This is a genomic window from Rhodococcus sp. NPDC019647, from assembly GCF_044389235.1.
GTDB lineage: Bacteria > Actinomycetota > Actinomycetes > Mycobacteriales > Mycobacteriaceae > Rhodococcus_F > Rhodococcus_F oxybenzonivorans.
Genome location: NZ_JBIRXS010000001.1, coordinates 415,065 through 438,070, shown reverse-complemented (window position 1 = coordinate 438,070; position 23,006 = coordinate 415,065). Strand labels below are relative to the sequence as shown.

Genomic DNA, 23,006 nt, shown 5'->3' with positions numbered 1-23,006 from the left:
TGATGCACGCCGCATTACGTGCCTCTGCGTCGTGGCTTCGTGTCACGTCACAGTGCACCCAGTCTACGGAGCCGCGGGACCGGGCGACACACCATGTGCACACAGGCGTCCTCCGAACACGCCCGCATCCTCGACAGCCGCGTGACCGGCCGTGACCGGGTTCACACGACTGCGGCCACACCGGCACCCCTCGGAACCCCCGACTTCGCCGTCGTCAGGCTCTAGGGTCGTCTCATGAGCACCGTCGTCGACGCGTTGATCGGGAAGATCTTCTCCGAGACCTCCAGCAACCGCGGCGGCGAGCTGGCCGACTACATTCCGGAGCTGGCGGCCGTGGCCCCTGATTCGTTCGGTATCTGCATCGCCACGGTCGACGGATACGTATACGAGGTGGGCGACACGCGCCTGCCGTTCACCATCCAGTCGATTTCGAAACCGTTCACCTATGCCCTCGCGCTCGCCGACCGAGGCGCGGAGGCCGTCGCGGAGAAGATCGACGTCGAACCGTCGGGGGAACCCTTCAACGAGATCAGCCTCGACCCGACGACCGAGCGGCCGCGCAATCCGATGATCAACGCCGGTGCCATCACTGCTGCGTCGTTGGTGGCCGGGCCCGACGTGGACTCGCGATTCGAACGAATCCGCGAGGCCTACTCGCGGTATGCAGGGCGCGAGCTCACCTTCAACGAGGCGGTGTACGCGTCCGAGTCGCACACGGGCCACCGGAACCGCGCCATCGGGCACATGCTGCGCTCGTTCGACATCATCACGGGCGACCCCGACGAGGCGGTAGACCTCTACTTCCGGCAGTGCTCGATCGACGTGACCTGTCGAGACCTGAGCCTGATGGCCGCGACGATGGCCAACAACGGGGTCAATCCCGTCACGCACGACACGGTGCTCGCGCCCGTCCTGGTCGAGCGGGTGCTGAGTGTGATGTCCACTTGCGGCATGTACGACGGCGCCGGTAAGTGGCTCTACGAGGTGGGTCTGCCCGCCAAGAGCGGCGTCGGAGGCGGGATCGTGGCGGTTCTGCCGGGCCAGATCGGCATCGCCATCTACTCGCCGAGGCTCGATGCCCACGGCAACAGCGTCCGCGGAGTCGAGGCGTGCAGGGCACTGTCAGCCGAACTCGAGTTGCATTTCCTCCACGTCACCCGGGCGGCACGTGCCGCGATCCGCGCCCGCTATTCCGTGTCGGATGCCCCGTCGCGCATGCGGCGCACCCCGGTCGAGCGGGCCACCCTCGACGATGTCGGCAAACGCAGCCGCATCTACGAACTGCACGGCGATCTGTTGTTCGCCGGCGCGGAGACCGCCGTCCGTGAGATCGGCGGGGTCGACGAGGACCTCGAGGTAGTGGTGGTCGACGTCCGGCGAGTCGACGATGTGAGCGGGGTGGCGTGCCGGATGATTGCCACCCTGCGCGGCACGCTCGCCCAGCGCGGGTGCGCCGTGGCGTTCGTCGACCCCGGCGGATTGCTCGGCAACTCCCGCTCGGATCTCACGGGAGACACCGGACGGGTATTCGCCGACCTCGACGCCGCCGTGCAATGGTGTGAAGACGTTCTCCTCGATCGGCACTGCCGGTCGGCTCGCCAGCCGGCCTCCCTCGCCGTCACCGAACATCCGGTCCTGTCCGCACTCGACCCCGAACAGCTCGATCGGCTCACCCGCGACCTCGAGATCCGAACCTTCGACCGCGGCGAGCACATCGTTCACCGGGGGGATCCCGCCTCCGGGCTCTTCCTCATTCTCTCGGGGAAGGTGAGCACCACGATCACCGATCAGGCGGGGTCGACGTACCGCATCATCACCTTGTCAGCCGGGATGAGTTTCGGTGAGATGCCGATGATGCTCGATTCCCGCTTCCTCAACGACGTCCGGGCCGACACCGCGGTGACCGTCGCGGTGCTGACTCCCGAGCGGTATGCCGACATGGCGTCGAAGGAACCCGCACTGAAAGTCGCGCTGCTCGAGCGACTGGCGTCGGGCGCCTACGAACAGCTCGACCTCATGCTGCGGTCGCTGCTGAGGCAAGGGAACGGCAGCTGAGCGGCATACCGAAATCCGCTTGCCGGAATCGGGAAAATCGGACAGGCTCGGGGTCTCGGGATTCGACGCCATTCGAACGCGAAAGCAGGATGCAATGCTGACAGCCACGAAGCTGGCCATCGAGACGACAGGACTCGTCAAGACTTTCGGTTCCACCCGTGCCGTCGACGGACTCGACCTCTGCGTACCTGTCGGCGGAGTCTACGGCGTCCTGGGTCCCAACGGTGCGGGCAAGACCACCGCGATCCGCATGCTCGCCACGCTGCTGCCCCTCGACGGCGGATCGGCCACGGTACTCGGACACGACGTCGCCACCGAACCGGACGCCGTCCGCGGCAAGGTGTCGCTGACGGGTCAATTCGCTTCGCTCGACGAGGATCTGACGGGGACCGAAAACCTCCTGCTCCTCGGCCGCCTCTTCGGCTACTCCCGCGCGGCAGCGCGATCGCGATGCGAGCGGCTGCTCGCGGCGTTCGGCCTCGAGGAGGCCGGTAATCGACAGGTGAAGAATTACTCGGGCGGGATGCGTCGCAAGCTCGACATCGCGGCGAGCATCATCGTCACACCCGAGATGATCTTCCTCGACGAACCCACCACCGGACTCGATCCCCGCAGCCGCAACCAAGTCTGGGACATCGTGCGCGCCCTCGTGGCCGGGGGGACGACAGTGCTGCTGACCACGCAGTACCTCGACGAGGCAGACCAGTTGGCCGACCGGGTGGCCGTGATCGATCACGGCAAGGTGATCGCGGAGGGCACCACCGGCGAACTCAAGGCGTCCGTCGGATCCGGGTCTCTGCATGTGCGCGTCACCGATGCGGGCACCCGGCCGGCCGCAGCGAGGTTGCTCCGTGACGTACTCGGTGTCCCGGTGACCGAGGAGAACGACCCCGTGGCGCTGACTGCCCGCATCGACGATCCGCGCAGGGTCGCGCAGGCACTCCCGGCCCTCCACGACGCCGGAATCGCCGTCAGCACATTTGCGTTGGGGCAGCCGAGCCTCGACGAAGTATTCCTTTCCCTGACCGGCCGACCCACCGAGGAGCCTGCGTCATGACCTCCACCGCCGACCGGACCACCGACACCACGAAGGCGGTCGCCGACGTCCTGAAGATGCCCGGACCGCGCCCTTCGCGTCCCACTGCGTGGTCGACCTCCCTGTCGTTCGGGTGGCGTGCATTGCTGAAGATCAAGCACGTTCCCGAGCAACTCTTCGACGTCACCATGTTCCCGATCATGTTCACGTTGATGTTCACGTACCTGTTCGGTGGGGCACTCGCCGGATCGACCGACGCCTACGTCCAGTTCCTGCTGCCCGGCATCCTCGTTCAAACCGTCGTCATGATCACCATGTACACCGGTCTGACGCTGAACAAGGACATCGAGAAGGGTGTCTTCGACCGCTTCCGTTCGCTTCCGATCTGGCGTCCGTCGCCCCTCGTCGGCGCCCTGCTCGGTGACGTGGTGCGCTACACGATCGCCTCGATCATCGTCCTGATCCTCGGTCTGGTCCTGGGTTTCCGGCCGGATGGCGGGATCGTCGGAGTGGCGGCGTCGATAGGACTGCTGTTGCTGTTCTCCTTCAGCCTGTCCTGGATCTGGACGATGTTCGCGATGCTCATGCGAACCGAGCAGGCGGTGATGGGGGTGTCGATGTTCATCCTGTTTCCGCTGACATTCGCCAGCAACATCTTCGTCGATCCCGCCACGATGCCCGGCTGGCTTCAGGCGTTCGTGGGGGTCAATCCGATCAGCAAGCTGGTGACGGCCATTCGCGGACTGATGGCCGGATCGGTGCAGTCGGCTGACCTCATCGTGGTCTTCGGCTGGTGTGCCGGTTTCATCGTCATCTTCGGACCCCTGACGATGCGCCTCTACAACCGGAAGTCCTAGTGCCCGGCACCGGCCGGAAGCGGGTGTCTAGTCCTTCTCGGTCCGGACCGGGCGCTGAGGCGGCGCAGCACTCTGCACGCGACCGTTTCGCTGTTGCACAGACGCGGTAAACGTCTCGTTGAGTTGCAGCAGCGACGTCACCGCGGCCGATGCCTGCTCCTGGGACCAGCCGTCCAACATGGCCCGCAGTCGTTCCGCGCGACGTTCGGTTGTCTCGCGGAGGACGTCGAATCCCTTGGGTGACACCTGGATACGCGAAGCGCGTTTGTCGTGCGGGTCTGCCGTGCGCAGGACGTATCCCGCATCGGCGAGTTCGGCGATCTGCCGGCTCAGGGACGACTGACTGACGCAGAGGTCGGCGGCGAGTTCGTTCTGCCGGCACTCACCACGGGTGGACAGCACGAACAACACGCTCGTCAGAGCGGGCGCGATCACCGTCTCACCGCTCGTGAAGACCACTGCACGCAGGGAGCGCCCCAGTGCGAGTACCGCATCGGCGAGCGCCCGCGCTGTATCTGGCTGTACCGACATCCGATCCCCGTCCTAGTCCCGCTGTTGCAGGGAAAACTATACGGAGGTCGGGGTGCGGCACGCCGATGCAGTCCGGTCAGCGCGTGAGCAGGGCGATGCACTCCACGTGGTGAGTCAACGGGAATGCATCGAAGGCCCGGACGGTATCGAGCCGGTAGCCCTCAACGAGGTAGAGACCGACGTCCCGGGCGAAGGACGCCGGATCACATCCGACGTGCACGATGCGTTCGGCGCCTGCCGACGACACCGCCGCGATCACGTCTCGTCCCGCGCCGGTGCGCGGCGGGTCGAGCACCACCACCCGGGGCGGCCTCGCCAATTCGGGCAGCGCACGTTCGACCCGCTCCGGGTGGAAACGGACCTGCGGTAGATCCGCCAGTGCTGCTCTTCCATCGGCGACAGCCTGCTTCGAGGACTCCACCGACTCCACGAGCCCCGCGCCTGCCAGTGCTGCCGCGAACACACCCACCCCTCCGTAGAGGTCCCACGCCGTATCACTCGCGGTCACACCGGCCCACTCCGCTACCACGGTCGAATACGTCTGCGCCGCTCCGCGATGCGCCTGCCAGAAACCGGTGGCAGCCAGCGTCCATTCTCGGTGGTGTACCCGTTCCCGCGACCGCCCGGACCCCTCGAACAGCCGCTCGACTCGCGGCGCCGCGACAGCCGCCCGTCGCGCTGCGGCACCCCGTCGACCGGGACTCGTTCGTCCCGTCTTCGACACCTTCGGGGGCGCGATCTCGACGACGTGGCGCTCTCCGGCCCCGTCGAGAACGATCTGAACCTCGCTGCCCGGCGTCCACTCGTACTCGGCTATGCCGTCATACGCTGCAGTCTCGATCTGCGGGCACTCGAGGTCGGTGACGATGCCCGAACTCCGGTACCGGTGATATCCCGGCAGCCCGTTGCCATCGACAGCCAACCGCACCCGGGTGCGCCAGCCGGTTCCGTCACCGGTGCCGGGCAGTTCCTCCACGTCCACGTTCCGGTCCACCCGCGCGAGCCGCAGCAGCTGCTCGGACACGATCTGCGACTTCATCTGTCGCTGAAAGGCGAGGCGGGCATGAGACATGTCACAGCACCCCGCGCCTCCCGGTCCCGATATCGGGCAGAGCGGCGCGATTCGCTCCGGCGACCCCTCGAGAATGTCGACGGCCTCCGCGCGGCAAAACGATCCGCCGCGATCTTCCGTGACGATCGCGATGACCCGCTCCCCCGGCAGGCCATGACGCACGAACACCACCCGCCCCTCGTGCCGTGCGACGATGAATCCACCGTGCCCCGGATTGCCGAGGGTCAGCTCGAGGCGCCGGCCGGTCCAGTTCTCACTCAACACTGCCATCCGTCCCACACTGCCATCCGTCCAACACTGCCATTCGTCACTTCTCTTCGGGGTCGTACCCACGCCGGGTGGCGCCGGCGGTGTACTCGACTCCGAGCGTCTTCGCCTTCTCCGACGAGTTCAGCTGCCAGGGAACGCTGGTCACCATCACACCTGGTTGGAACAACAGCCTGCTCTTCAATCTCAGCGCGCTCTGGTTGTGCAGGATCTGCTCCCACCAGTGCCCGACGACATACTCGGGAATGAATACGGTGACGACGTCACGCGGAGCATCCTTGCGGACCCGCCGCACGTAGTCGAGGACCGGTTTGGTGATCTCACGGTAGGGCGATTCGATGACCTTCAGGGGCACCGCGATGTCGCTCTTCTCCCACTGCCGCACCAGCGCCCGCGTATCCGGTTCGTCGACGTTGACGGTGATCGCCTCGAGGGTGTCGGGGCGAGTGGCCCGGGCGTACGCGAGTGCTCGCATGGTCGGCATGTGGAGCTTGGACACCAGGACGATCGAGTGGGTCCGGCTCGGCAGCACACCGTCCCATTCCTGCTCTTCGAGCTCGGCAGTGACACTGTCGTAATGCTTCCGGATCATCTTCATCACCACGAAGATGGCCACCATGGCGACGATGGCGATCCATGCCCCGGCCGCGAACTTGGTGATCAACACGATGATCAGGACCGCGCCGGTCATGGTGAGACCGATCGTGTTGATCACCCGCGAACGCTGCATCCGGCGGCGTTGCCGCGGATCGGTCTCCGACGCGAGATGCCGGGTCCAGTGCCGGATCATCCCGGTCTGGCTCAGGACGAACGAGACGAACACCCCGACGATGTAGAGCTGGATCAGCTTGGTGACCTCGGCGTCGAAGAGGACGACGAACGCAATGGCCGCACCGGAGAGGAACAGGATGCCGTTGCTGAAGGCGAGCCGGTCACCACGGGTGTGCAGCTGCCGCGGCAGATACCTGTCCTGCGCCAAGATGGAACCCAGGACCGGGAACCCGTTGAATGCCGTGTTGGCCGCCAGCACGAGGATGAGCGCCGTGACGATGGCAATGAAGTAGAAGCCGATGGGAAATCCGCCGAAGACCGTCTCGGCCACCTGAGCGATCAGTGTCTTCTGCTCGTAGCCGCTCGGCGCGCCGATCAACTGTGCAGCGGGATTGTGTGCGTAGACGATTCCGATCTTCTGCGCCAGGATGATGATGCCCATCAGGAGGACGATCGCGATCGTGCCTAGCAGGAGCAGCGTCGTGGCCGCGTTCCGGGACTTCGGTTTACGGAACGCGGGAACACCGTTGCTGATGGCCTCCACACCGGTGAGCGCCGCGCACCCCGAGGAGAACGCGCGCGCGATGAGGAAGGCGAAGGCGATGCCGTACAGGTGGGAGTCCTCGGCGGCGAGTTCGAACCCCGCGGATTCCGCCTGTAGGTCCTCGCCGAGGACGTAGATCCGGAACAGCCCCCAGGACAGCATCAGCACCATGCCGAAGATGAAGGCATACGTCGGAATCGCGAACGCGGTACCTGATTCGCGGATGCCGCGAAGGTTGATCGCGGTGAGCAGGACGATGGCCGCCACGGCGAAGAGAACCTTGTGCTGAGCCACGAACGGCACAGCCGAGCCGATGTTGGACGCTGCCGACGAGATGGACACCGCGACGGTCAGCACGTAGTCGACCAGCAGCGCGCTGCCCACGGTGAGACCGGCAGTGGGACCCAGATTGACCGTGGCGACCTCGTAGTCGCCGCCGCCCGACGGATAGGCGTGAACGTTCTGCCGATAGCTCGCCACCACCACCGCCATCACGGCGGCGACGGCAAGTCCGATCCACGGCGTGTACGCGTACGCGGAGATGCCTGCCACCGACAGCACCAGGAAGATTTCCTCAGGCGCGTACGCGACCGAGGACATCGCGTCGGACGCGAAGACCGGTAGTGCGATTCTTTTGGGAAGCAGCGTGTGCCCGAGCTTGTCGCTCCGGAAGGGTCTGCCGAGCAGTAGCCGCTTGGTGGCGGTCGAGAGCTTTGACACTGGCAAAGCGTAAGCCGTCCGCGAAGAAACTGGACCGTCGCCCACCGAAGTGTCCGGATTGCGATCTGTGTCTCGGTTGCTCTTTCGCCTGGGCACTGTACGGTTCGATTCGGTATGCACGTGCTCGGGACGTGACACCACAAGTCCATGAACGGAGTAACAGGTGTATGTGGTCATCATGGGATGCGGCCGAGTCGGCTCGTCCCTCGCCGGATCGCTGACCCGCATCGGACATGACGTCGCGGTCATCGACCGCGATCCGGCCGCATTTCTGCGACTCGATCCCGACTTTCCCGGACGCACGGTCGTCGGGATGGGCTTCGACCGCGACGTACTGGTGAAGTCCGGTATCGAACGGGCCGAGGCGTTCGCGGCCGTGTCTTCCGGCGACAACTCGAACATCATCTCGGCACGTGTGGCGCGGGAGACGTTCGGAGTCGAGCGCGTAGTCGCCCGCATCTACGACGCGAAGCGCGCCGCCGTCTACGAGCGGCTCGGAATCCCCACCGTAGCGACGGTCCCGTGGTCGACGGATCGTTTCCTGCACACCCTGACTCGTGACAGCCAGACGGCCAAATGGCGTGACCCCTCGGGAACCGTTGCCGTCACCGAGTTGTCGCTCCACGAGGACTGGATTGGCAGGCCGATCACCGAACTCGAGGCCGCCACCTCGTCACGGGTGGCCTTCATCATCCGTTTCGGAACGGGCATCCTCCCCGACCGCAAGACGATCTTCCAGGCTGACGATCAGGTGTACATCGCGGCAGTGTCCGGAACCGTCGCCGAAGCCGTCGCTCTCGCGGGCAATCCCCCACCCTCGGAGAACTGAGTGTCAGTGAGAAATTTCACGATCGAACACCCGAACGGAAGCAGCCGATGAGAGTCGCAATCGCAGGCGCGGGTGCCGTAGGACGCTCCATCGCGCGGGAATTAGTGCGCAGCGAACACGACGTCATGCTGATCGAGCGCAAGCTCGAACACATCGAGCAGGAGTCCGTACCCGAGGCCACCTGGGTTCACGCCGACGCCTGTGAACTGAGCAGCCTCGAGGCCGCCACCCTGGAAACGTACGAAGTGGTGATCGCTGCCACCGGCGACGACAAGGCGAATCTCGTCCTCAGTCTGCTCGCCAAAACCGAGTTCGGGGTTCGCCGCGTCGTCGCCCGGGTCAACGACCCCCGCAACGAATGGCTGTTCGACGAGTCGTGGGGCGTCGACGTGGCGGTGTCGACGCCACGGATGCTGGCGTCACTCGTCGAGGAGGCGGTGTCGGTCGGCGACCTGGTTCGCCTCATGACCCTCCGTCAAGGGCAGGCCAACCTGGTCGAGGTCACGCTGCCCGACAACACCCCACTTGCAGGCAAAGCCGTGCGCAAGCTCCAGTTGCCGCGTGACGCAGCGCTGGTCACCATTCTTCGCGGTGGTCGAGTGATCGTGCCTCAGCCGGACGACCCGCTCGAGGGCGGCGACGAGCTTCTCTTCGTCGCCGGAGTCGACGTCGAAGACGCTCTCCGGACCGCTGTCGGCCTCTCGTAGGCTCGCGGAGAAGCGGATGAGGCGGTCGGGGCGACCGCCTACGACGACCGTGGATCCTCGCGGGGTCCACCCGCCTCCGTGTCGTCGGTCGGCATGACCGCGCCCTCCGGATGATCGGTGGGCTCGGCCGCCTCCAGATGATCGGTGGGCTCGGCGGCCTCCGGTGGCCGCGGCTCGACGATCCGATCGGCGCGCCGCACGGCCCAGATGGTCACCAGCAGAGCCAATCCGGCGAGCGGCCACCCCATCGCTATGCGGGCGACGGCGAGCCAGCCGGTCTGGTCGGAATCGTACAACTGGGACTGCACGAGGTACCGGGCACCGAACACCAGCGCCCACGCCCCGGTCGCCACGTCATAGGCCCGCACGGCGCCCCGGTGGCGACGCCACAAATTCCCGTGGCCGTTCAGGAACCCCCAGATGATACCGACGATCGGCCAGCGCACGAGGATCGAGCCGAGAAACACCGCCGCGTACGCGAGGCTGGTGTAGATCCCGAAGAGGAAGTAGCCCTTCGCATCACCGGTGCGATAGGCAATGAAGGCAGAAATTCCGACCCCGAAGAAGCCGGAGATGGCCGGTTGGACGGGACTGCGGCGAATGATGCGCCACACAAGGATCGACGCGGCAACCCCCAGGGCGGCCCAGATCGCCGGACCGAGACCCCATACTCCGTTGACCGGCACGAAGACGAGAATGGGCAGGGTGGAATAGATCAGTCCGCTGAACCCACCGAGCTGCTCGAGAACGGACTGCTGCTTCGTTTCGGTCACTCGACGAGAGTGCCACACGAACCGGGACCTACGATTCGCCCCGCAACTCGTAATACGGGTTGAAGATCACCTTCTGGCCGTCACGATCACCGACACGACCCCGGACCAACAGGGTTTTACCGGGTTCGATCCCCGGAATCCTGCGTCGCCCGATCCAGACCAGCTTGACCTGTTCGGTGCCGTCGAAGAACTCCGCTTCGATGCTGGCATTGCCGGACTTGGGACACGCCTCGACGCTGCGGAGCCGGCCCAGCATGGTTACTTCCTCGCCGCGGCTGCAGTCGCAGGCCCGCTGCGCGCCGGACGCCTGAGACGTCTCGGCCATTTCCTCGGCGTCCAGCTGATCGAGGTCTTCGGTGAGCCTGCGAGTGAGCCGACGAAAATATCCTGCCGTGGCGGGTGCCATTGCGCGCTCCTGGAGCATGTGCGGCGCGAGATCTTCGCGCCGCTCGTAGGGCTGTGTAATCGCCACTGTAGACCCAATGCTTCGCGGCAACCACACGACCACAGTGGCTTCACGACGGACCAGGCAAGATCACCTCATGCCTTCGACATGCGGGCCACGCACGGCCGTGGTCCTGCCAGGAACGGGATCCGACGCGGACTTCGTCGCACGGGCCTTTACGGAGCCACTTGCCCGGCGCGGAGTTCGGACGCTGGCCGTCGACCCGGACCCCCGGAGGGTCGTCGGAAGCTACGTGGACGCACTGAACACCGCCGCCGCGGCCGGTGAACCGATTCTGGTCGGTGGAGTCTCCATCGGCGCCGCGGTTGCGTTGCAGTGGGCTGCGACCCACCACGAACACACGGCCGGTGTGCTGGCGGCTCTCCCGGCCTGGACCGGAACGGCCGAGGATGCGCCAGCGGCTGCGAGCGCACGCTTTACGGCGGCCCGACTGCGCGCAGACGGCCTCGAACAGGTGACCGCCGAGATGGTCGCATCCAGTCCGCCCTGGCTCGGCCGCGAACTTGCGAAGTCGTGGCGGTCGCAGTGGCCGCATCTTCCGGCTGCCCTGGACGAGGCGTCGCGGTATCACGGTCCCGCCGAGGACGATTTGGAACGGATCGACGTGCCGGTAGGCATCGCCGCGGCCACCGACGACGCCGTTCACCCGATCGAGGTGGCCCGGACGTGGGCCGCTCTACTACCGCACGCGGGCCTGGTGACCGTGTCACTCGACGACATCGGCGTGGACCCGGCGGTACTCGGATACGCGAGCCTGCGTGGGCTGGACTCGGTGCTGCGCCGGCCCTGAGTGCGTCAGCGGCCCAGCTGCTGCATCGCGGAGCCGGATTCGCCGCGCCGTTGTGGTGGCGGAGCCGGTGCCGGCTGCCCGTCCTGGGGTTGCGCGGGAGCCGTCGCGGGTTGCGTGGATTGCTGCGGAGCAGGCTGGGCGGCGGCTTGCTGCTGAGCCAGCTGCTGCTGGTGGGCCGCCGCGAGTTGCTGGGCGAGAGCCTGCGGCAGGACGACCGGGAGCGGGGTCCGGACCGGGTGTGGTTCGGTTCCCCGCTTGACCACGGTGTCCCGCAGAATGGCCCGGGCTGTGGCGACGAGGTCGGAGTCGGCCGTGTTTCCGCCACTGGGACCGGCGACGACGCACCGCACCATCCACCGGTAACCGTCCACTCCGATGAAGCGAAGGTCTGCGTTGGGCGTCACGGCGAAGACCTCACGTCCCCACGGCCCGTTCTCGATGCTGACGGAGGCGTTGTCACCCCTCAGGGACTCGGCGAGGTCGCCGGCCACTTCCCGCCACTGGCCGGGTGACTTGGGTGCGGCGTACGCCGCGACCGTGATCCGTCCGAGCTGGGTGACCAGATGAACAGCCTGCGGAGAACCGTCGGGCGCCATCTCGACCTGCAACTGAGCGCCCTGAGGCATCGGGACGAGCACCGACCCGAGATCGAGCCGGGTTCCCACCTCGCCCACCGTGAGGTCGGCGTCCGATTCGAGGTCGTCGGCGTCGTAGGGGCCGCCGTCCACGTCGCTGATCGCGTCGTAGTCACCCTCTGCATCGTCGTAGTCGTCAGCGGGGGTTGCCGCGTCGGCGTCGTCGAAGAAACCGGGACGGTCCTCCTCGGATTCGTTCTTCTTGCGGCGTCCGAACATGATCACGCTCCTTCTCTGGCGTTGCCGACGAGGCTGGCATGGCCTCCGCTCGACCCGTGTCCGTCGGTGCCGCGGGTGGTGTCGTCGAGCGACTCCACCTCGACGAAGGACACCAATTCCACACGCTGAACCAGCAGCTGTGCGATGCGGTCGCCGCGGCGGATCTCGATCGGTGTCTCACGATCGTGGTTGATCAGGCAGACCTTGATCTCGCCGCGGTATCCGGCGTCGATGGTGCCGGGCGTGTTGACCACCGACAGTCCCGACTTCGCGGCCAGACCGGACCGGGGGTGAATCAGCCCGACGGTGCCCAAGGGCAGGGCGATCGCGATGCCGGTACCGACGAGGGCGCGCTGACCCGGTTCGAGGGTGAGATCGGAAGTGCTGCACAGGTCGACACCGGCGTCGCCGTCGTGCGCGCGTCGCGGTACCGGAATGGCTGGATCCAACCGCTGGAGGGCAACGGGGGGAAGGGCTGCAGTTCCTCCGAGAGGAAGGCCGGGAGATAGGTCGCTCACGTGCACCGAGCCTACTCGTAGGCAGCGACTATCCTGGTGGCGTGTCAGAAACGTCCAGGCCCGAAGCCGCGCCCACCGACCACACCTCGCCGACGCTGTACTCGGAACGCCTCTGGGTACCCGTGTGGTGGTGGATCGCGGGTCTCTTCGTCGCGGGACTGCTGGCTGCAGAGGTACACATGGGTGCGCCCGGCCTTCGTGCCTGGTTGCCCTATGTCCTGCTACTTCCCCTCCCGATCTGGGGAATGGTGTGGCTCAGCAGAACGAGAGTCGAACTCGTCGACGAGGCGGACGGCTTCCACCTCCGGGTCGGACAGGCTCACCTGCCGGTCGATGTCATCGCGCGGGTTGCCGAGGTTCCGGCCACCGCGAAGAGCGCAGCACTCGGACGGCAGCTCGACCCGGCCGCCTTCGTGCAGCACCGGGTGTGGGTGAAGACGATGGTGCTGATCGTCCTGGACGATCCCGAGGATCCGACTCCGTACTGGTTGATCAGCACCCGACGGCCGGCCGAATTGCTGGCCGCTCTCAACCGGGTGCGTCCCAAGGGACGCTGAACCGGGTCCTGTACCGGCGGTACCGGCACGGTTTGCTCCGCAGACACAAGGCACGGTCGGCTTCGCAGACACAAGGCACGGTCCGCTCCGCAGACACAAGGGACGGATCAGTCCCCGGGCACATAAAACGGACGGTGGTATTCCACCGTCCGTCGCATGCGCTCGTACGTCAGGCTGCGCAGTCCCTGCACACAAGCACTCCGCCTGCATCGGTGGCAAGGCGGCTGCGGTGGTGCACGAGGAAGCAGCTCGAACAAGTGAACTCGTCGGCCTGCTTGGGGATGACCCGCACCGAGAGTTCCTCGCCGGACAGGTCGGCGCCCGGAAGTTCGAACGATTCCGCGGTGTCGGATTCGTCTACGTCGACAACAGCCGACTGAGCCTCGTTGCGTCGCGCCTTGAGCTCCTCCAGCGAATCCTCCGAAACCTCGTCGGACTCCGTTCGCCGCGGTGCGTCGTAGTCAGTTGCCATGTCGTCTTCCCCTCATCTTCTTTCATGTATCCCGGCCTCGCGGGGCCCGTCGAACGGAAGTCGGTCGATCGTCCACACGAAAACCGCCTCGGCGCAGATCACACCCGCGGCTGCACAACGTTGCAGCGGCCGCCCACGTGCCCGGATCCAGCTCCCGGGGACATGATGTGCGCCTCACTTCGTCTCTTCTGTCCGCCCTCGTCGTACGTGCATTTAACGACTGGGGCCGCCAGACAGTAGCCGAAGGGAGTACAAAAGTCGTAACCGAATCAACGGATCGCGCAAATTGTCTGCTAATCGTCACCAACCCCACAGCAAGCTGTGACATTCGACAACAGGGACGGGTACGGAGATATGACACCGGTGGGATCTAAGGTAGGTGCCGAACCTGCGCCACAACGTGTGGCCGGGCCCTGTATCGATGCGCTGTACGGGGTGGACGTAGCCAGCGCTGTTCGTAGGAGAGGTCGAGGCACACTGTGGTTTCACTGATCACCGAAGGCAGTTCGCGCGACGAGAACGGTCGTCCGTTCCGGCGACGGCGAGCGTTGCCCATTCTCGTGGTGTTCGCGGTTCTCGCCCTACTCGGCGCGGTGGTGTGGGCGGGAATTCTGGGCGAGGACGAAAACCTCGCCACCACCGTGGATTGCAACGCTCCTGGGCCGGCGTCGCAACCGGCGGATCCGGGGGCACCGCCGCAACAGACTCTCGGCGAGAAGGTAGACCCGTCGACGCTCCGGGACGTCGAGCCGGCCGCCCTGTCCGCCACGAAGGTGCGGGTGTTCAACGCGAACGGTGAGCACGGCCAGGCAGCCCAGGTCGCCGCCCAGCTGAGCGACTACGGATTCGCGAGCGCACCCGACGTGCAAGCCGGCAACGACCCGATCTACCTCGACCAGAACATGCAGTGCCAGGGGCAGCTGCGGTTCGGTCCCCAGGGTCTCGCTGCCGCGAGCGCCGTCTGGCTGGTGGCACCGTGCGCGGAACTGATCCAGGATGCACGCACCGACGACACCGTCGATTTCGCGCTCGGCACCTACTTCCGGAAGATCTCACCGAACACCGACGCCGAGGAGGTGTTGCGGTCCCTGAAGGATCCTCCTCCGGGAACGCAGCCCGCCCCACTCGACATCGACCTGCTGAAGGCCGCTCGCACCGCCCGCTGCTGATCCCGCGGCCGTTACTCCGGGATGGGCCGGTCGCACCCGACCTCCGCGAACAATGCGTCGAGGGCGTCGGCGATGCCGGGGGCGGCAGCGACGGTGATCTCCCCGTCGGCGCTGGAGGTGTGCGGTGACGGGACGCGTACGCGGGCGCCCGCCTCCGCGGCGATCAGCGATCCGGCGGCCCAATCCCAGGGGCTCAAACCGTGTTCGAAGTGGGCATCCACCCGGCCCGCAGCGACCATGCACAGGTCGAGGGCCGCTGAGCCGATGCGTCGAATGTCCCGCACGCGCGGCAGAATGTCGCCGATCAGTGCGCCCTGTACGGCGCGCCTGCCTGCGCCGTATCCGAATCCTGTGGCGAGCAGAGTCATCGACAGCTCGCGGACAGGGTTGCAGCGTAATTCGCTCACCCGGCCGTCCACATCGGTCATCGTGGCACCGCGGCCCGACGCGGCGGAGTAGGTCGACTGCGCCGCCACGTCGACGACCGCCCCGGCGACCGAGACCCCGTCGATCTGCGCCGCCACCGACACGGCGTAGGCCGGTACGCCGTACAAGAAGTTCACCGTGCCATCGATCGGATCCACCACCCACCGCACGCCGTCGAGCGAATCCCCCTCTCCCCCACCTTCTTCCCCGAGGATCGCATCGTCCGGACGCCACTGCGCGAGGCGCTCCCGGATGACGAGTTCGGCTTCGGTGTCGACCACCGTCACCGGATCGGTCGGACTACTCTTCGACGCCACCGACTCGCCGGAACCGAGTCGGCTCCCGACGATCCCGAACACCTCGGGCCGCCGGGCGCGGACATGAGCTGCAGCCTCCTGCGCCACCGCCACGGCAACCTCGCGGAGATGCTGGGGATCGGGGGCCGTGTGGCCTCGGACAGTGTCTCGACTCTGGGGTGCATGCACACACCCATCGGATCACACTTCCCCTGCCTCCCACCACCGCTGGAGGCTCCGTGTCAACCACCACCCAACTCGGCACGACCCATTAGTGTGACGATCAGCAGCAGCGTTTCCGAGCACGCCACAGTCGACACGGAGGAGTACACGCGATGACCAGGACCGGGTTCGGCGTCGACGTCGGAGGCAGTGGCGTCAAGGGCGGTGTGGTGGACCTCGAGACCGGCAAGCTGGTCGGGGATCGCATCAAGATTCTCACTCCACAACCGTCCACGCCGGAGGCTGTCGCCGACACCGTCGCCGAAATCGTTCGTCAGGCGTCGTGGGACGGGCCGGTGGGGATCGCCTTGCCGAGCGTCGTCACCGGCGGCGTCGCCCGGTCTGCGGCGAACATCGACAAGAAGTGGATCGGTACGGACGCCCGTGCACTGTTCAGCGAGGCGCTCGGCGGACGGAGCGTCACCGTCCTCAACGACGCCGACGCCGCCGGGATCGCCGAGGACGCCCTCGGCGCCGGCAGGGACGCCAAGGGGGTCATCATCCTCCTCACCTTCGGTACGGGGATCGGATCGGCGATCCTCCACAACGGCGTCCTGCTTCCCAACACCGAGTTCGGGCACATGGAAGTGGACGGGAAGGAAGCCGAGCATCGTGCGGCGTCCTCGGTCAAGGACGACAAGGATCTCTCCTACAAGGAGTGGGCGGTGGAGGTGTCCCGGGTGCTCACCCGCTTCGAGGACCTCCTGTGGCCGGATCTGTTCATCGCCGGGGGCGGAATCAGCCGCAAACACGAGAAGTGGATTCCGCATCTCACCAACCGGACCACCGTCGTACCTGCTGCACTCCTGAACTCGGCGGGCATCGTCGGTGCTGCTCTGGCGGCCGAAACGGGCATCGCTCCGTAACTGTTTCGGATAGGTCGTTACAATGGAAGAGCCCGGCTGCGCGCCGGCAAAACCAGTAGACCTCTCCGCCGGATGACCACTCTGGCGTGACGCCGCACGACACCGTCACGAAAGGGCGTACGTGGCAGCCACCGATACACGTCAGACTGCTGATTCGACTTCAGAGTCAGGACCGGAAGCACCAGTCGCACAGGCCGCCGACGGAACTGCTTCGGCAGTCGAGGAAGCTCCCGTGAAGAAGGCTCCGGCCAAGAAGGCTCCCGCCAAGAAAGCGGCGGCAAAGAAGGCTCCTGCGAAGAAGGCAGCAGCAAAGAAGGCGGGCGGCAAGAAGGCCACGTCCGGCAAGGCCGGCGACGGTGAGGACGGCCCCGACGAGGATGTCGCGGACATCGAGGACATCGACATCACCGAGGGCGACCTCGCGGAGGTCGAGTCCGATGTCGTCGAGGTCGTTGCAGTCGGCGAGGAGGACGAAGCCGAAGAGCCGTCCGACAAGGACAAGGCATCCGGCGACTTCGTGTGGGACGAGGAAGAGTCGGAGGCGCTCCGGCAGGCCCGCAAGGACGCCGAACTGACGGCCTCGGCCGACTCGGTCCGCGCCTACCTCAAGCAGATCGGCAAGGTCGCCCTCCTGAACGCCGAGGAGGAGGTGGAACTCGCCAAGCGGATCGAGGCGGGCTTGTACGCCACCCAGATCATGCAGGAACTCGCCGACGCGGGCGAGAAGCTTCCCGCCGCCCAGCGTCGCGACATGAGCTGGATCTGCCGTGACGGCAACCGCGCCAAGAACCACCTGCTCGAGGCGAACCTTCGCCTCGTGGTGTCGTTGGCCAAGCGCTACACCGGCCGCGGCATGGCTTTCCTCGATCTCATCCAGGAAGGCAACCTGGGCCTCATCCGTGCAGTCGAGAAGTTCGACTACACCAAGGGCTACAAGTTCTCGACCTACGCAACGTGGTGGATCCGACAGGCCATCACCCGCGCCATGGCGGACCAGGCACGCACCATCCGTATCCCGGTGCACATGGTCGAGGTCATCAACAAGCTCGGCCGCATCCAGCGTGAACTGCTCCAGGACCTGGGTCGCGAACCCACTCCCGAAGAGCTCGCGAAGGAAATGGACATCACGCCGGAGAAGGTGCTGGAAATCCAGCAGTACGCCCGTGAGCCCATCTCCCTCGACCAGACCATCGGCGACGAGGGCGACAGCCAGCTCGGTGACTTCATCGAGGACTCCGAAGCCGTCGTGGCCGTCGACGCCGTGTCGTTCACGTTGTTGCAGGACCAGCTGCAGTCGGTACTCGAGACGCTGTCCGAGCGCGAAGCAGGTGTCGTCCGCCTCCGCTTCGGACTCACCGACGGGCAGCCGCGCACGCTCGACGAGATCGGACAGGTGTACGGCGTCACGCGCGAGCGCATCCGTCAGATCGAATCCAAGACGATGTCGAAGCTGCGGCACCCGTCCCGGTCCCAGGTGCTGCGCGACTACCTGGACTAGACGCACAGATCACACTCGATGCCCCGGACTTCCGAGTCCGGGGCATCGTCGTGTCGCAGGGACCGGTGTCGGGCCCTCAGGCGCTCGCGCGCACCCGCAGCCAGGCTTCGGCGACCGGTTCGACCACACGCGCCGCGATGGGTCCGATGACCGCCATCAGGAGAACGTAGGCCGTGGCGAGGGCGATGAGTTGGCTTTCGACTGCACCGGCCGCCACGGCGAGTCCGGCGATGACGATCGAAAATTCCCCCCGCGCAATCAGCGCCACCCCGGCCCTGGCACGGCCCAGGCGGCCGACACCCTGTTGCTTGGCCGCCCACGCACCGGTGATCATCTTGGTGAGCGCTGTGGTAACCGCCAGGAGGACGGCCCAGCCGAGGACCGGGGGAATTGCCGTCGGATCAGTGTTGAGACCGAACACGACGAAGAACATGGCGGCGAAGAGATCGCGGAGGGGTTCGAGGACACGGCTCGCGTTGTGCGCGGTCGAACCGGAAATCGCGATGCCCAGCAGGAAGGCCCCCACCGCGGCCGACACCTGCATCGCAGAACTGATCCCGGCGATCAGAAGGGCTGCGCCGAGCAACTTCAACAACAACGTCTCACTGTCCGGGCTGTCCAGCACAGCGGAGACGTAGCGTCCGTACCGCAGGGCGATCACCAGGACGACCGAAATCACTATCAGCGAGATGCCGACCGCCTCGAGGCCACCGGCGATACTGACCCCGGCGAGCAACGCGGTGAGGATCGGAAGGTAGACGGCCATCGCGAGGTCCTCGAACACCAGGATGGACAGCACGACCGGAGTTTCCCGGTTGCCGAGGCGGCCGAGATCGGTGAGGACCTTCGCGATGATGCCGGAGGACGAGATGTAGGTGACGCCGCCCAGCACCACCGCCCCGGTGGTCCCCCAGCCGAGGAAAAACGCGACGGCCGCGCCCGGCGCGGCGTTCAGAACCAGATCGACGACACCGGCCATCCACGATCTGCGTAAACCGGTGACGAGCTCCGAGGCCGTGTATTCGAGACCGAGAAGCAGCAGAAGCAGTACGACACCGATCTCACTGGCGATATGGCTGAACTCACTGATGTCTCCGAGCTGGACGAAGCCGCCACTGCCGAAGCACAGCCCGCCCAGCAGGTAGAACGGGATCGGCGACATGCCGAATCGCGCGGCGAGGCGGCCGAGAAGCCCGAGCGCGAAGAACACCGCGCCCAGTTCGATGAGCGCGAGCGTGGTGGTGTTCACGGGACTGTCAGCCGTTGGCCAGGAGCTTGGCCGCTGCGTCCAGTCCCTCTGTGGTTCCGACGGTAACCAGAAGATCGCCTGACGTGAGCATGAAATCCGGCTTCGGCGAAGGGTACACCTCGCCCGCCCGCATTACCGCGACGATCGAGACCCCGGTGCGGGTACGCATCGCCGTGTCCCCGAGCGGACGCCCGTCGAACCGGGAATCTTCCTTGATGTAGAGCTGCTTGGTGCGGATTCCGGGGAGGTCGCGGTGCTCCTCTTCCAATTGGGCCACCAGTTGCGGCGCACCCAGCAGATTACTGAGGACCGCCGCCTCCTCGGTACTCAACGGCAGGGACGCCGCGCACGCGTCGGGGTCGTCCTGTTTCGACACGATCAGGTCTGTGCGACCGTCACGATGGCTGACGACACCGATACGACGGCCGGAGGCGAGTACGAAGTCTTTGCGTACGCCGATTCCGGGTAGAGGCGTCACTTCTACGTTCATGCCTCCACGGTAGTCCCGCGGGGCGACACGGCGGTGTCGGCCGCGCGAGAGGGTGTTCGGCGACCCGCGCGGCCTTTCGGTTCCGTCACATCAGAGCGGGAAACCGGCCGTCGGCGCCGGGACGGTAGTCCTCGATCGAGGTGACCGCAGCCAACGGCAGTGGCCCGTAGAGGTGGGGAAAGAGCATCGAGGACGGGTCGGTCGGCACACCGGGCTCCCAGAGCACCGGCGAGCCGAGAGCGGTCGGATCGAGCCACAGAATCACCAGATCCGAGCGCCCCGCGAAGAGCCGGTTGGCCGGCAGGTGCACCTGCGCCGGCGTCGACAGATGAATGAATCCGTCGGCGCCGAACGACTCCGGTACGCGTCGGCCGCTTCCGAGCGCCTCATTCCACTCGTCGCGGCTACAGATGTGCACGAGCGCCTGTTCCGAATTCACTCGGCGAGAATAGCGTTCCGACGCCGGAGGGCGAATCAGCTGTCAGCGAACTCATACCGCGAAGTCTGTTCATATTCGCCCTCGTCACGGGGTGTAGCGCAGGTGTCCGAGCTGTTTCGTGTGTGATGCAACACTGAGAAACGCCTACGGGAACAACGCGTAAACCGCAAACGTCTGAGAGAGTAGATCCACCGCGCCACCCCGACGCGGCGGACCAAGGCCCCAGGCACTCGGCACCAGTCGAAAGCCAGTACGGAGGAGTCATGCCCGGAACACTGACCAGCCCCCCGTTGACCGCAGCCGACCGGTGCGACCGGTGCGGTGCGGGAGCCCGCGTTCGCGCGGTACTTCCGACCGGAGGAGAGTTGCTCTTCTGCGGTCACCACGCCAACGAGCACGCAGACCGTCTTCGCGAGATGAACGCCACGATCGTGTCCGAAGCCGAAGCTGCAATCTGATACGTCAGCCCGGGTGACCCGTCCCAGGCTCACCTCCTCAGACCGAGAGACCGGCGAGTGCCTGCACTCGCCGGTCTCTTCTGTGTCACCCACTTTTGCACGAGCTACCACTGGCGCAGGGTGGCAATCCGATCGGTCAGCTGCTCGACGGTGGCAATGGCCGTCGGCGGTCCACCACAGACGCGGCGCAGTTCCCCGTGGATGGTGCCGTGCGGCTTGCCGGTCCTGTGGTGGTGCATTGCGACGAGACTGTTCAACTCGCGCCGGAGCTGGGCGAGCTGCCCCGCTGCTGCCACCCGCTCGACGACCTGCGGGACCGGTGGCGGAACGACGGGCGGGGCCTCCGGCTTGCTGATCTGCTCCTGCTGGCGTTGACGAAGTAGCGCACGCATCTGCTCGGCGTCGAGCAGCCCCGGCAATCCCAGGTAATCCGCCTCCTCGTCCGACCCGGAGAAGGTCGCCGTCCCGAAGGACGAACCGTCGTAGATCACCTGATCGAGTTCCGCGTCGGCGCCGATCGAGGTGAACGCCTTCTCGTCCTCCCCGAGCTCGTCCTTCTGCTTGTTCGCGTCGGCGAGGAGGTCGTCGTCGAACCCTTCCTTCTCCCGATGCGGCTTACCCAGTACGTGATCTCGCTGCGCCTCGAGCTGGCTGGCAAGGTCGAGGAGAACCGGGACCGACGGAAGGAAGACGCTGGCGGTCTCACCCTTGCGCCGCGACCGCACGAACCGTCCGATCGCCTGCGCGAAATAAAGCGGGGTTGACGCACTGGTGGCGTAGACGCCGACGGCCAAGCGGGGAACGTCGACACCCTCGGACACCATGCGGACGGCGACCATCCATTTTTGGGTGCTTGCGCCGAATTCCGCGATCCGTTTGGAGGCCGTCGGGTCGTCCGAGAGCACGACGACCGGTTCTTCGCCGGTCACGGCCGTCAACGTCTGGGCATACGCGCGCGCAACCGTCTGATCGGTGGCGATGACGAGTCCGCCCGCGTCGGGCATGCCACCCGCACGTAGCTGTCCGAGCCGGGTGTCGGCGGCGTGCAGCACAGCCGGAATCCAGTCACCGGCAGGGTCGAGCGCGGTCCGCCAGGCACGCGCAGTCTGTTCCGCGCTGAGGGGCTCGCCCAGTCGAGCCGAGAATTCCTCGCCCGCGTTGTTCCGCCACCGGGCCTCACCGGAATATGCGAGGAACACCACCGGCCGGACGACTCCGTCGGCGAGCGCATCGGAATATCCGTACGAGTGATCGGCCTTCGACCGGAGAAGCCCTTCTCGGTCGGGTTCGTACGTGACGAAGGGAATCGCGCTGTCGTCGCTTCGAAAGGGCGTTCCGGTCAGCGCAAGGCGGCGCGTGGCATCACCGAACGCCTCACGGATCGCATCTCCCCAGCTCTTCGCGTCACCGCCGTGGTGGATCTCGTCGAGGATCACCAGCGTGCGCCGGCTCTCGGTGCGCACCCGGTGCTTGAACGGGTGGGAAGCCACCTGCGCGTAGGTGACCACCACACCCTGGTAATCACTCGAGGTCTGCCCGGTCGAGTTGGAGAAGTACGAGTCCAGGGCGATCCCGTTACGGGTTGCCGACTCGGCCCACTGGTGTTTGAGGTGTTCGGTGGGTGCGACCACCGTCACCTGGTCGACCGTGCGGTCCCGCAGCAGTTCCGACGCCACCCGTAGCGCGAACGTCGTCTTACCGGCACCCGGTGTTGCGACAGCGAGGAAATCGCGCGGACCGGTGGACAGGTATTTCGCCAGGGCACGACGCTGCCAAGCCCGCAGTGACCCCGCTGCCGGTCGAGCTGGTTCGGTCTGAGCGAGATATGCCTCGGTGCCCACTATCTGCGCCGCCCCGGGACCCACGGTCTCAGCACTCACTGGCGGCCCTCCGCTGACATGGCACTGTTTGCTGCACTCCTCGTGTGTCCGTCCGACGTGTTCCGGTCCAGCCCCGCGGGCGCTGTCCGTCAAGGAGCCTAGCGCCCGAGTCCGACTCGAACCGCATTCGCGGCGCCCGGCAGCGGCAGATTCTTTGCGACACGAGGAAGGCAGCGGTGGGCAACCGGGCGTGT

24 protein-coding genes are annotated in these 23,006 nt (G+C 66.2%); 11 read left to right on the top strand and 13 right to left on the bottom strand.

Annotated elements, in window-relative coordinates; translation table 11 throughout:
• The first annotated feature begins 234 nt into the window (after nucleotides 1–234).
• From glsA to ACH49N_RS02145, 3 genes are all read left to right on the top strand, one after another.
• Nucleotides 235–2,055 (top strand): glutaminase A, encoded by a 1,821-nt coding sequence (gene glsA / locus ACH49N_RS02155; RefSeq protein ID WP_358270347.1) that lies wholly within the window; start codon nucleotides 235–237, stop codon nucleotides 2,053–2,055.
• 94 nt (nucleotides 2,056–2,149) lie between these two features.
• Complete coding sequence (locus ACH49N_RS02150; RefSeq protein WP_250763726.1) at nucleotides 2,150–3,112, top strand: ATP-binding cassette domain-containing protein; 963 nt, start codon at nucleotides 2,150–2,152, stop codon at nucleotides 3,110–3,112.
• Complete coding sequence (locus ACH49N_RS02145) at nucleotides 3,109–3,948, top strand: ABC transporter permease (protein ID WP_159926393.1); 840 nt, start codon at nucleotides 3,109–3,111, stop codon at nucleotides 3,946–3,948. Before ACH49N_RS02150 ends, ACH49N_RS02145 begins: the two co-directional genes overlap by 4 nt.
• A gap of 27 nt (nucleotides 3,949–3,975) precedes the next feature.
• Here ACH49N_RS02145 and ACH49N_RS02140 read toward each other — a convergent pair whose 3' ends face one another.
• The 3 genes from ACH49N_RS02140 to ACH49N_RS02130 form a co-directional block, all read right to left on the bottom strand.
• A complete protein-coding gene (locus ACH49N_RS02140) occupies nucleotides 3,976–4,479 on the bottom strand; it encodes a MarR family transcriptional regulator (protein ID WP_358270348.1) in 504 nt (167 codons plus the stop codon).
• A gap of 76 nt (nucleotides 4,480–4,555) precedes the next feature.
• Nucleotides 4,556–5,812, bottom strand: coding sequence for a TRAM domain-containing protein (locus ACH49N_RS02135; RefSeq protein WP_358270744.1), 1,257 nt, complete (start codon nucleotides 5,810–5,812; stop codon nucleotides 4,556–4,558).
• 46 nt (nucleotides 5,813–5,858) lie between these two features.
• Nucleotides 5,859–7,853 (bottom strand): APC family permease, encoded by a 1,995-nt coding sequence (locus ACH49N_RS02130; RefSeq protein WP_159926389.1) that lies wholly within the window; start codon nucleotides 7,851–7,853, stop codon nucleotides 5,859–5,861.
• 163 nt (nucleotides 7,854–8,016) lie between these two features.
• Here ACH49N_RS02130 and ACH49N_RS02125 point away from each other — a divergent pair, with 163 nt between their 5' ends.
• The gene (locus ACH49N_RS02125) at nucleotides 8,017–8,682 is read left to right on the top strand and encodes a TrkA family potassium uptake protein (RefSeq protein ID WP_358270349.1); all 666 of its coding nucleotides are present in this window, start codon (nucleotides 8,017–8,019) and stop codon (nucleotides 8,680–8,682) included.
• A 47-nt stretch (nucleotides 8,683–8,729) separates the two neighbouring features.
• Complete coding sequence (locus tag ACH49N_RS02120; protein WP_109330645.1) at nucleotides 8,730–9,389, top strand: TrkA family potassium uptake protein; 660 nt, start codon at nucleotides 8,730–8,732, stop codon at nucleotides 9,387–9,389.
• A 38-nt stretch (nucleotides 9,390–9,427) separates the two neighbouring features.
• On the opposite strand, the gene ACH49N_RS02115 is transcribed toward ACH49N_RS02120, so the two are convergent.
• Both ACH49N_RS02115 and ACH49N_RS02110 read right to left on the bottom strand, forming a co-directional pair.
• The gene (locus ACH49N_RS02115) at nucleotides 9,428–10,162 is read right to left on the bottom strand and encodes a DUF3159 domain-containing protein (RefSeq protein ID WP_358270351.1); all 735 of its coding nucleotides are present in this window, start codon (nucleotides 10,160–10,162) and stop codon (nucleotides 9,428–9,430) included.
• A gap of 28 nt (nucleotides 10,163–10,190) precedes the next feature.
• Nucleotides 10,191–10,568, bottom strand: a complete 378-nt coding sequence (locus ACH49N_RS02110; RefSeq protein ID WP_109330649.1) for an OB-fold nucleic acid binding domain-containing protein — start codon at nucleotides 10,566–10,568, stop codon at nucleotides 10,191–10,193.
• Between the two features lie 136 nt (nucleotides 10,569–10,704).
• Here ACH49N_RS02110 and ACH49N_RS02105 point away from each other — a divergent pair, with 136 nt between their 5' ends.
• Entirely contained in the window at nucleotides 10,705–11,418 is a 714-nt protein-coding gene (locus tag ACH49N_RS02105; protein ID WP_358270352.1) for an alpha/beta hydrolase, read from the top strand.
• Between the two features lie 5 nt (nucleotides 11,419–11,423).
• On the opposite strand, the gene ACH49N_RS02100 is transcribed toward ACH49N_RS02105, so the two are convergent.
• Together ACH49N_RS02100 and dut are read right to left on the bottom strand one after the other, a co-directional pair.
• Nucleotides 11,424–12,272, bottom strand: a complete 849-nt coding sequence (locus tag ACH49N_RS02100; RefSeq protein WP_358270353.1) for a DUF3710 domain-containing protein — start codon at nucleotides 12,270–12,272, stop codon at nucleotides 11,424–11,426.
• A 2-nt stretch (nucleotides 12,273–12,274) separates the two neighbouring features.
• A complete protein-coding gene (gene dut / locus ACH49N_RS02095; protein ID WP_201453471.1) occupies nucleotides 12,275–12,796 on the bottom strand; it encodes a dUTP diphosphatase in 522 nt (173 codons plus the stop codon).
• Between the two features lie 35 nt (nucleotides 12,797–12,831).
• Here dut and ACH49N_RS02090 point away from each other — a divergent pair, with 35 nt between their 5' ends.
• Nucleotides 12,832–13,347: a DUF3093 domain-containing protein gene (locus tag ACH49N_RS02090; protein WP_358270355.1), complete on the top strand. Its 516-nt coding sequence runs from the start codon at nucleotides 12,832–12,834 to the stop codon at nucleotides 13,345–13,347.
• A 169-nt stretch (nucleotides 13,348–13,516) separates the two neighbouring features.
• Here ACH49N_RS02090 and ACH49N_RS02085 read toward each other — a convergent pair whose 3' ends face one another.
• Nucleotides 13,517–13,819, bottom strand: a complete 303-nt coding sequence (locus ACH49N_RS02085) for a DUF4193 domain-containing protein (protein WP_109330657.1) — start codon at nucleotides 13,817–13,819, stop codon at nucleotides 13,517–13,519.
• 479 nt (nucleotides 13,820–14,298) lie between these two features.
• On the opposite strand from ACH49N_RS02085, the gene cei reads away from it, so the two are divergent.
• Nucleotides 14,299–14,988: an envelope integrity protein Cei gene (gene cei, locus ACH49N_RS02080; protein WP_358270357.1), complete on the top strand. Its 690-nt coding sequence runs from the start codon at nucleotides 14,299–14,301 to the stop codon at nucleotides 14,986–14,988.
• Between the two features lie 11 nt (nucleotides 14,989–14,999).
• Here the strand turns inward: cei and ACH49N_RS02075 are convergent, their stop codons facing one another.
• A complete protein-coding gene (locus ACH49N_RS02075; RefSeq protein WP_358270359.1) occupies nucleotides 15,000–15,899 on the bottom strand; it encodes an inositol monophosphatase family protein in 900 nt (299 codons plus the stop codon).
• A gap of 146 nt (nucleotides 15,900–16,045) precedes the next feature.
• On the opposite strand from ACH49N_RS02075, the gene ppgK reads away from it, so the two are divergent.
• Together ppgK and ACH49N_RS02065 are read left to right on the top strand one after the other, a co-directional pair.
• Nucleotides 16,046–16,798 (top strand): polyphosphate--glucose phosphotransferase, encoded by a 753-nt coding sequence (gene ppgK, locus ACH49N_RS02070; RefSeq protein ID WP_159926373.1) that lies wholly within the window; start codon nucleotides 16,046–16,048, stop codon nucleotides 16,796–16,798.
• Between the two features lie 121 nt (nucleotides 16,799–16,919).
• On the top strand, nucleotides 16,920–18,296 hold the full coding sequence (locus tag ACH49N_RS02065) for an RNA polymerase sigma factor (RefSeq protein ID WP_358270361.1): 1,377 nt from the start codon (nucleotides 16,920–16,922) through the stop codon (nucleotides 18,294–18,296).
• Nucleotides 18,297–18,372: 76 nt separating this feature from the next.
• On the opposite strand, the gene ACH49N_RS02060 is transcribed toward ACH49N_RS02065, so the two are convergent.
• The 3 genes from ACH49N_RS02060 to ACH49N_RS02050 form a co-directional block, all read right to left on the bottom strand.
• Nucleotides 18,373–19,545, bottom strand: a complete 1,173-nt coding sequence (locus ACH49N_RS02060) for a cation:proton antiporter (protein ID WP_358270362.1) — start codon at nucleotides 19,543–19,545, stop codon at nucleotides 18,373–18,375.
• A gap of 7 nt (nucleotides 19,546–19,552) precedes the next feature.
• Nucleotides 19,553–20,035 carry a cation:proton antiporter regulatory subunit gene (locus ACH49N_RS02055; RefSeq protein ID WP_109330669.1) on the bottom strand — a complete coding sequence of 161 codons (483 nt, stop codon included), beginning with the start codon at nucleotides 20,033–20,035 and terminating at the stop codon, nucleotides 19,553–19,555.
• Nucleotides 20,036–20,120: 85 nt separating this feature from the next.
• Nucleotides 20,121–20,474 (bottom strand): DUF952 domain-containing protein, encoded by a 354-nt coding sequence (locus ACH49N_RS02050; protein WP_358270364.1) that lies wholly within the window; start codon nucleotides 20,472–20,474, stop codon nucleotides 20,121–20,123.
• Between the two features lie 263 nt (nucleotides 20,475–20,737).
• Between ACH49N_RS02050 and ACH49N_RS02045 the strand changes: the two genes are divergently transcribed.
• Nucleotides 20,738–20,932: a hypothetical protein gene (locus tag ACH49N_RS02045; protein ID WP_005240831.1), complete on the top strand. Its 195-nt coding sequence runs from the start codon at nucleotides 20,738–20,740 to the stop codon at nucleotides 20,930–20,932.
• Nucleotides 20,933–21,036: 104 nt separating this feature from the next.
• On the opposite strand, the gene ACH49N_RS02040 is transcribed toward ACH49N_RS02045, so the two are convergent.
• Nucleotides 21,037–22,812, bottom strand: coding sequence for a DEAD/DEAH box helicase (locus ACH49N_RS02040; RefSeq protein ID WP_397504361.1), 1,776 nt, complete (start codon nucleotides 22,810–22,812; stop codon nucleotides 21,037–21,039).
• Nucleotides 22,813–23,006 lie beyond the last annotated feature (194 nt).

Excerpts from the sequence above, each read along its gene's own strand:
- glsA (WP_358270347.1), top strand. The coding sequence starts at position 235 with ATGAGCACCGTCGTCGACGCGTTGATCGGGAAGATCTTCTCCGAGACC.
- ACH49N_RS02150 (WP_250763726.1), top strand. The coding sequence starts at position 2,150 with ATGCTGACAGCCACGAAGCTGGCCATCGAGACGACAGGACTCGTCAAG.
- ACH49N_RS02145 (WP_159926393.1), top strand. The coding sequence starts at position 3,109 with ATGACCTCCACCGCCGACCGGACCACCGACACCACGAAGGCGGTCGCC.
- ACH49N_RS02140 (WP_358270348.1), bottom strand. The coding sequence starts at position 4,479 with ATGTCGGTACAGCCAGATACAGCGCGGGCGCTCGCCGATGCGGTACTC.
- ACH49N_RS02120 (WP_109330645.1), top strand. The coding sequence starts at position 8,730 with ATGAGAGTCGCAATCGCAGGCGCGGGTGCCGTAGGACGCTCCATCGCG.
- ACH49N_RS02110 (WP_109330649.1), bottom strand. The coding sequence starts at position 10,568 with ATGGCACCCGCCACGGCAGGATATTTTCGTCGGCTCACTCGCAGGCTC.
- ACH49N_RS02105 (WP_358270352.1), top strand. The coding sequence starts at position 10,705 with ATGCCTTCGACATGCGGGCCACGCACGGCCGTGGTCCTGCCAGGAACG.
- ACH49N_RS02100 (WP_358270353.1), bottom strand. The coding sequence starts at position 12,272 with ATGTTCGGACGCCGCAAGAAGAACGAATCCGAGGAGGACCGTCCCGGT.
- ACH49N_RS02085 (WP_109330657.1), bottom strand. The coding sequence starts at position 13,819 with ATGGCAACTGACTACGACGCACCGCGGCGAACGGAGTCCGACGAGGTT.
- ppgK (WP_159926373.1), top strand. The coding sequence starts at position 16,046 with ATGACCAGGACCGGGTTCGGCGTCGACGTCGGAGGCAGTGGCGTCAAG.
- ACH49N_RS02055 (WP_109330669.1), bottom strand. The coding sequence starts at position 20,035 with ATGAACGTAGAAGTGACGCCTCTACCCGGAATCGGCGTACGCAAAGAC.
- ACH49N_RS02045 (WP_005240831.1), top strand. The coding sequence starts at position 20,738 with ATGCCCGGAACACTGACCAGCCCCCCGTTGACCGCAGCCGACCGGTGC.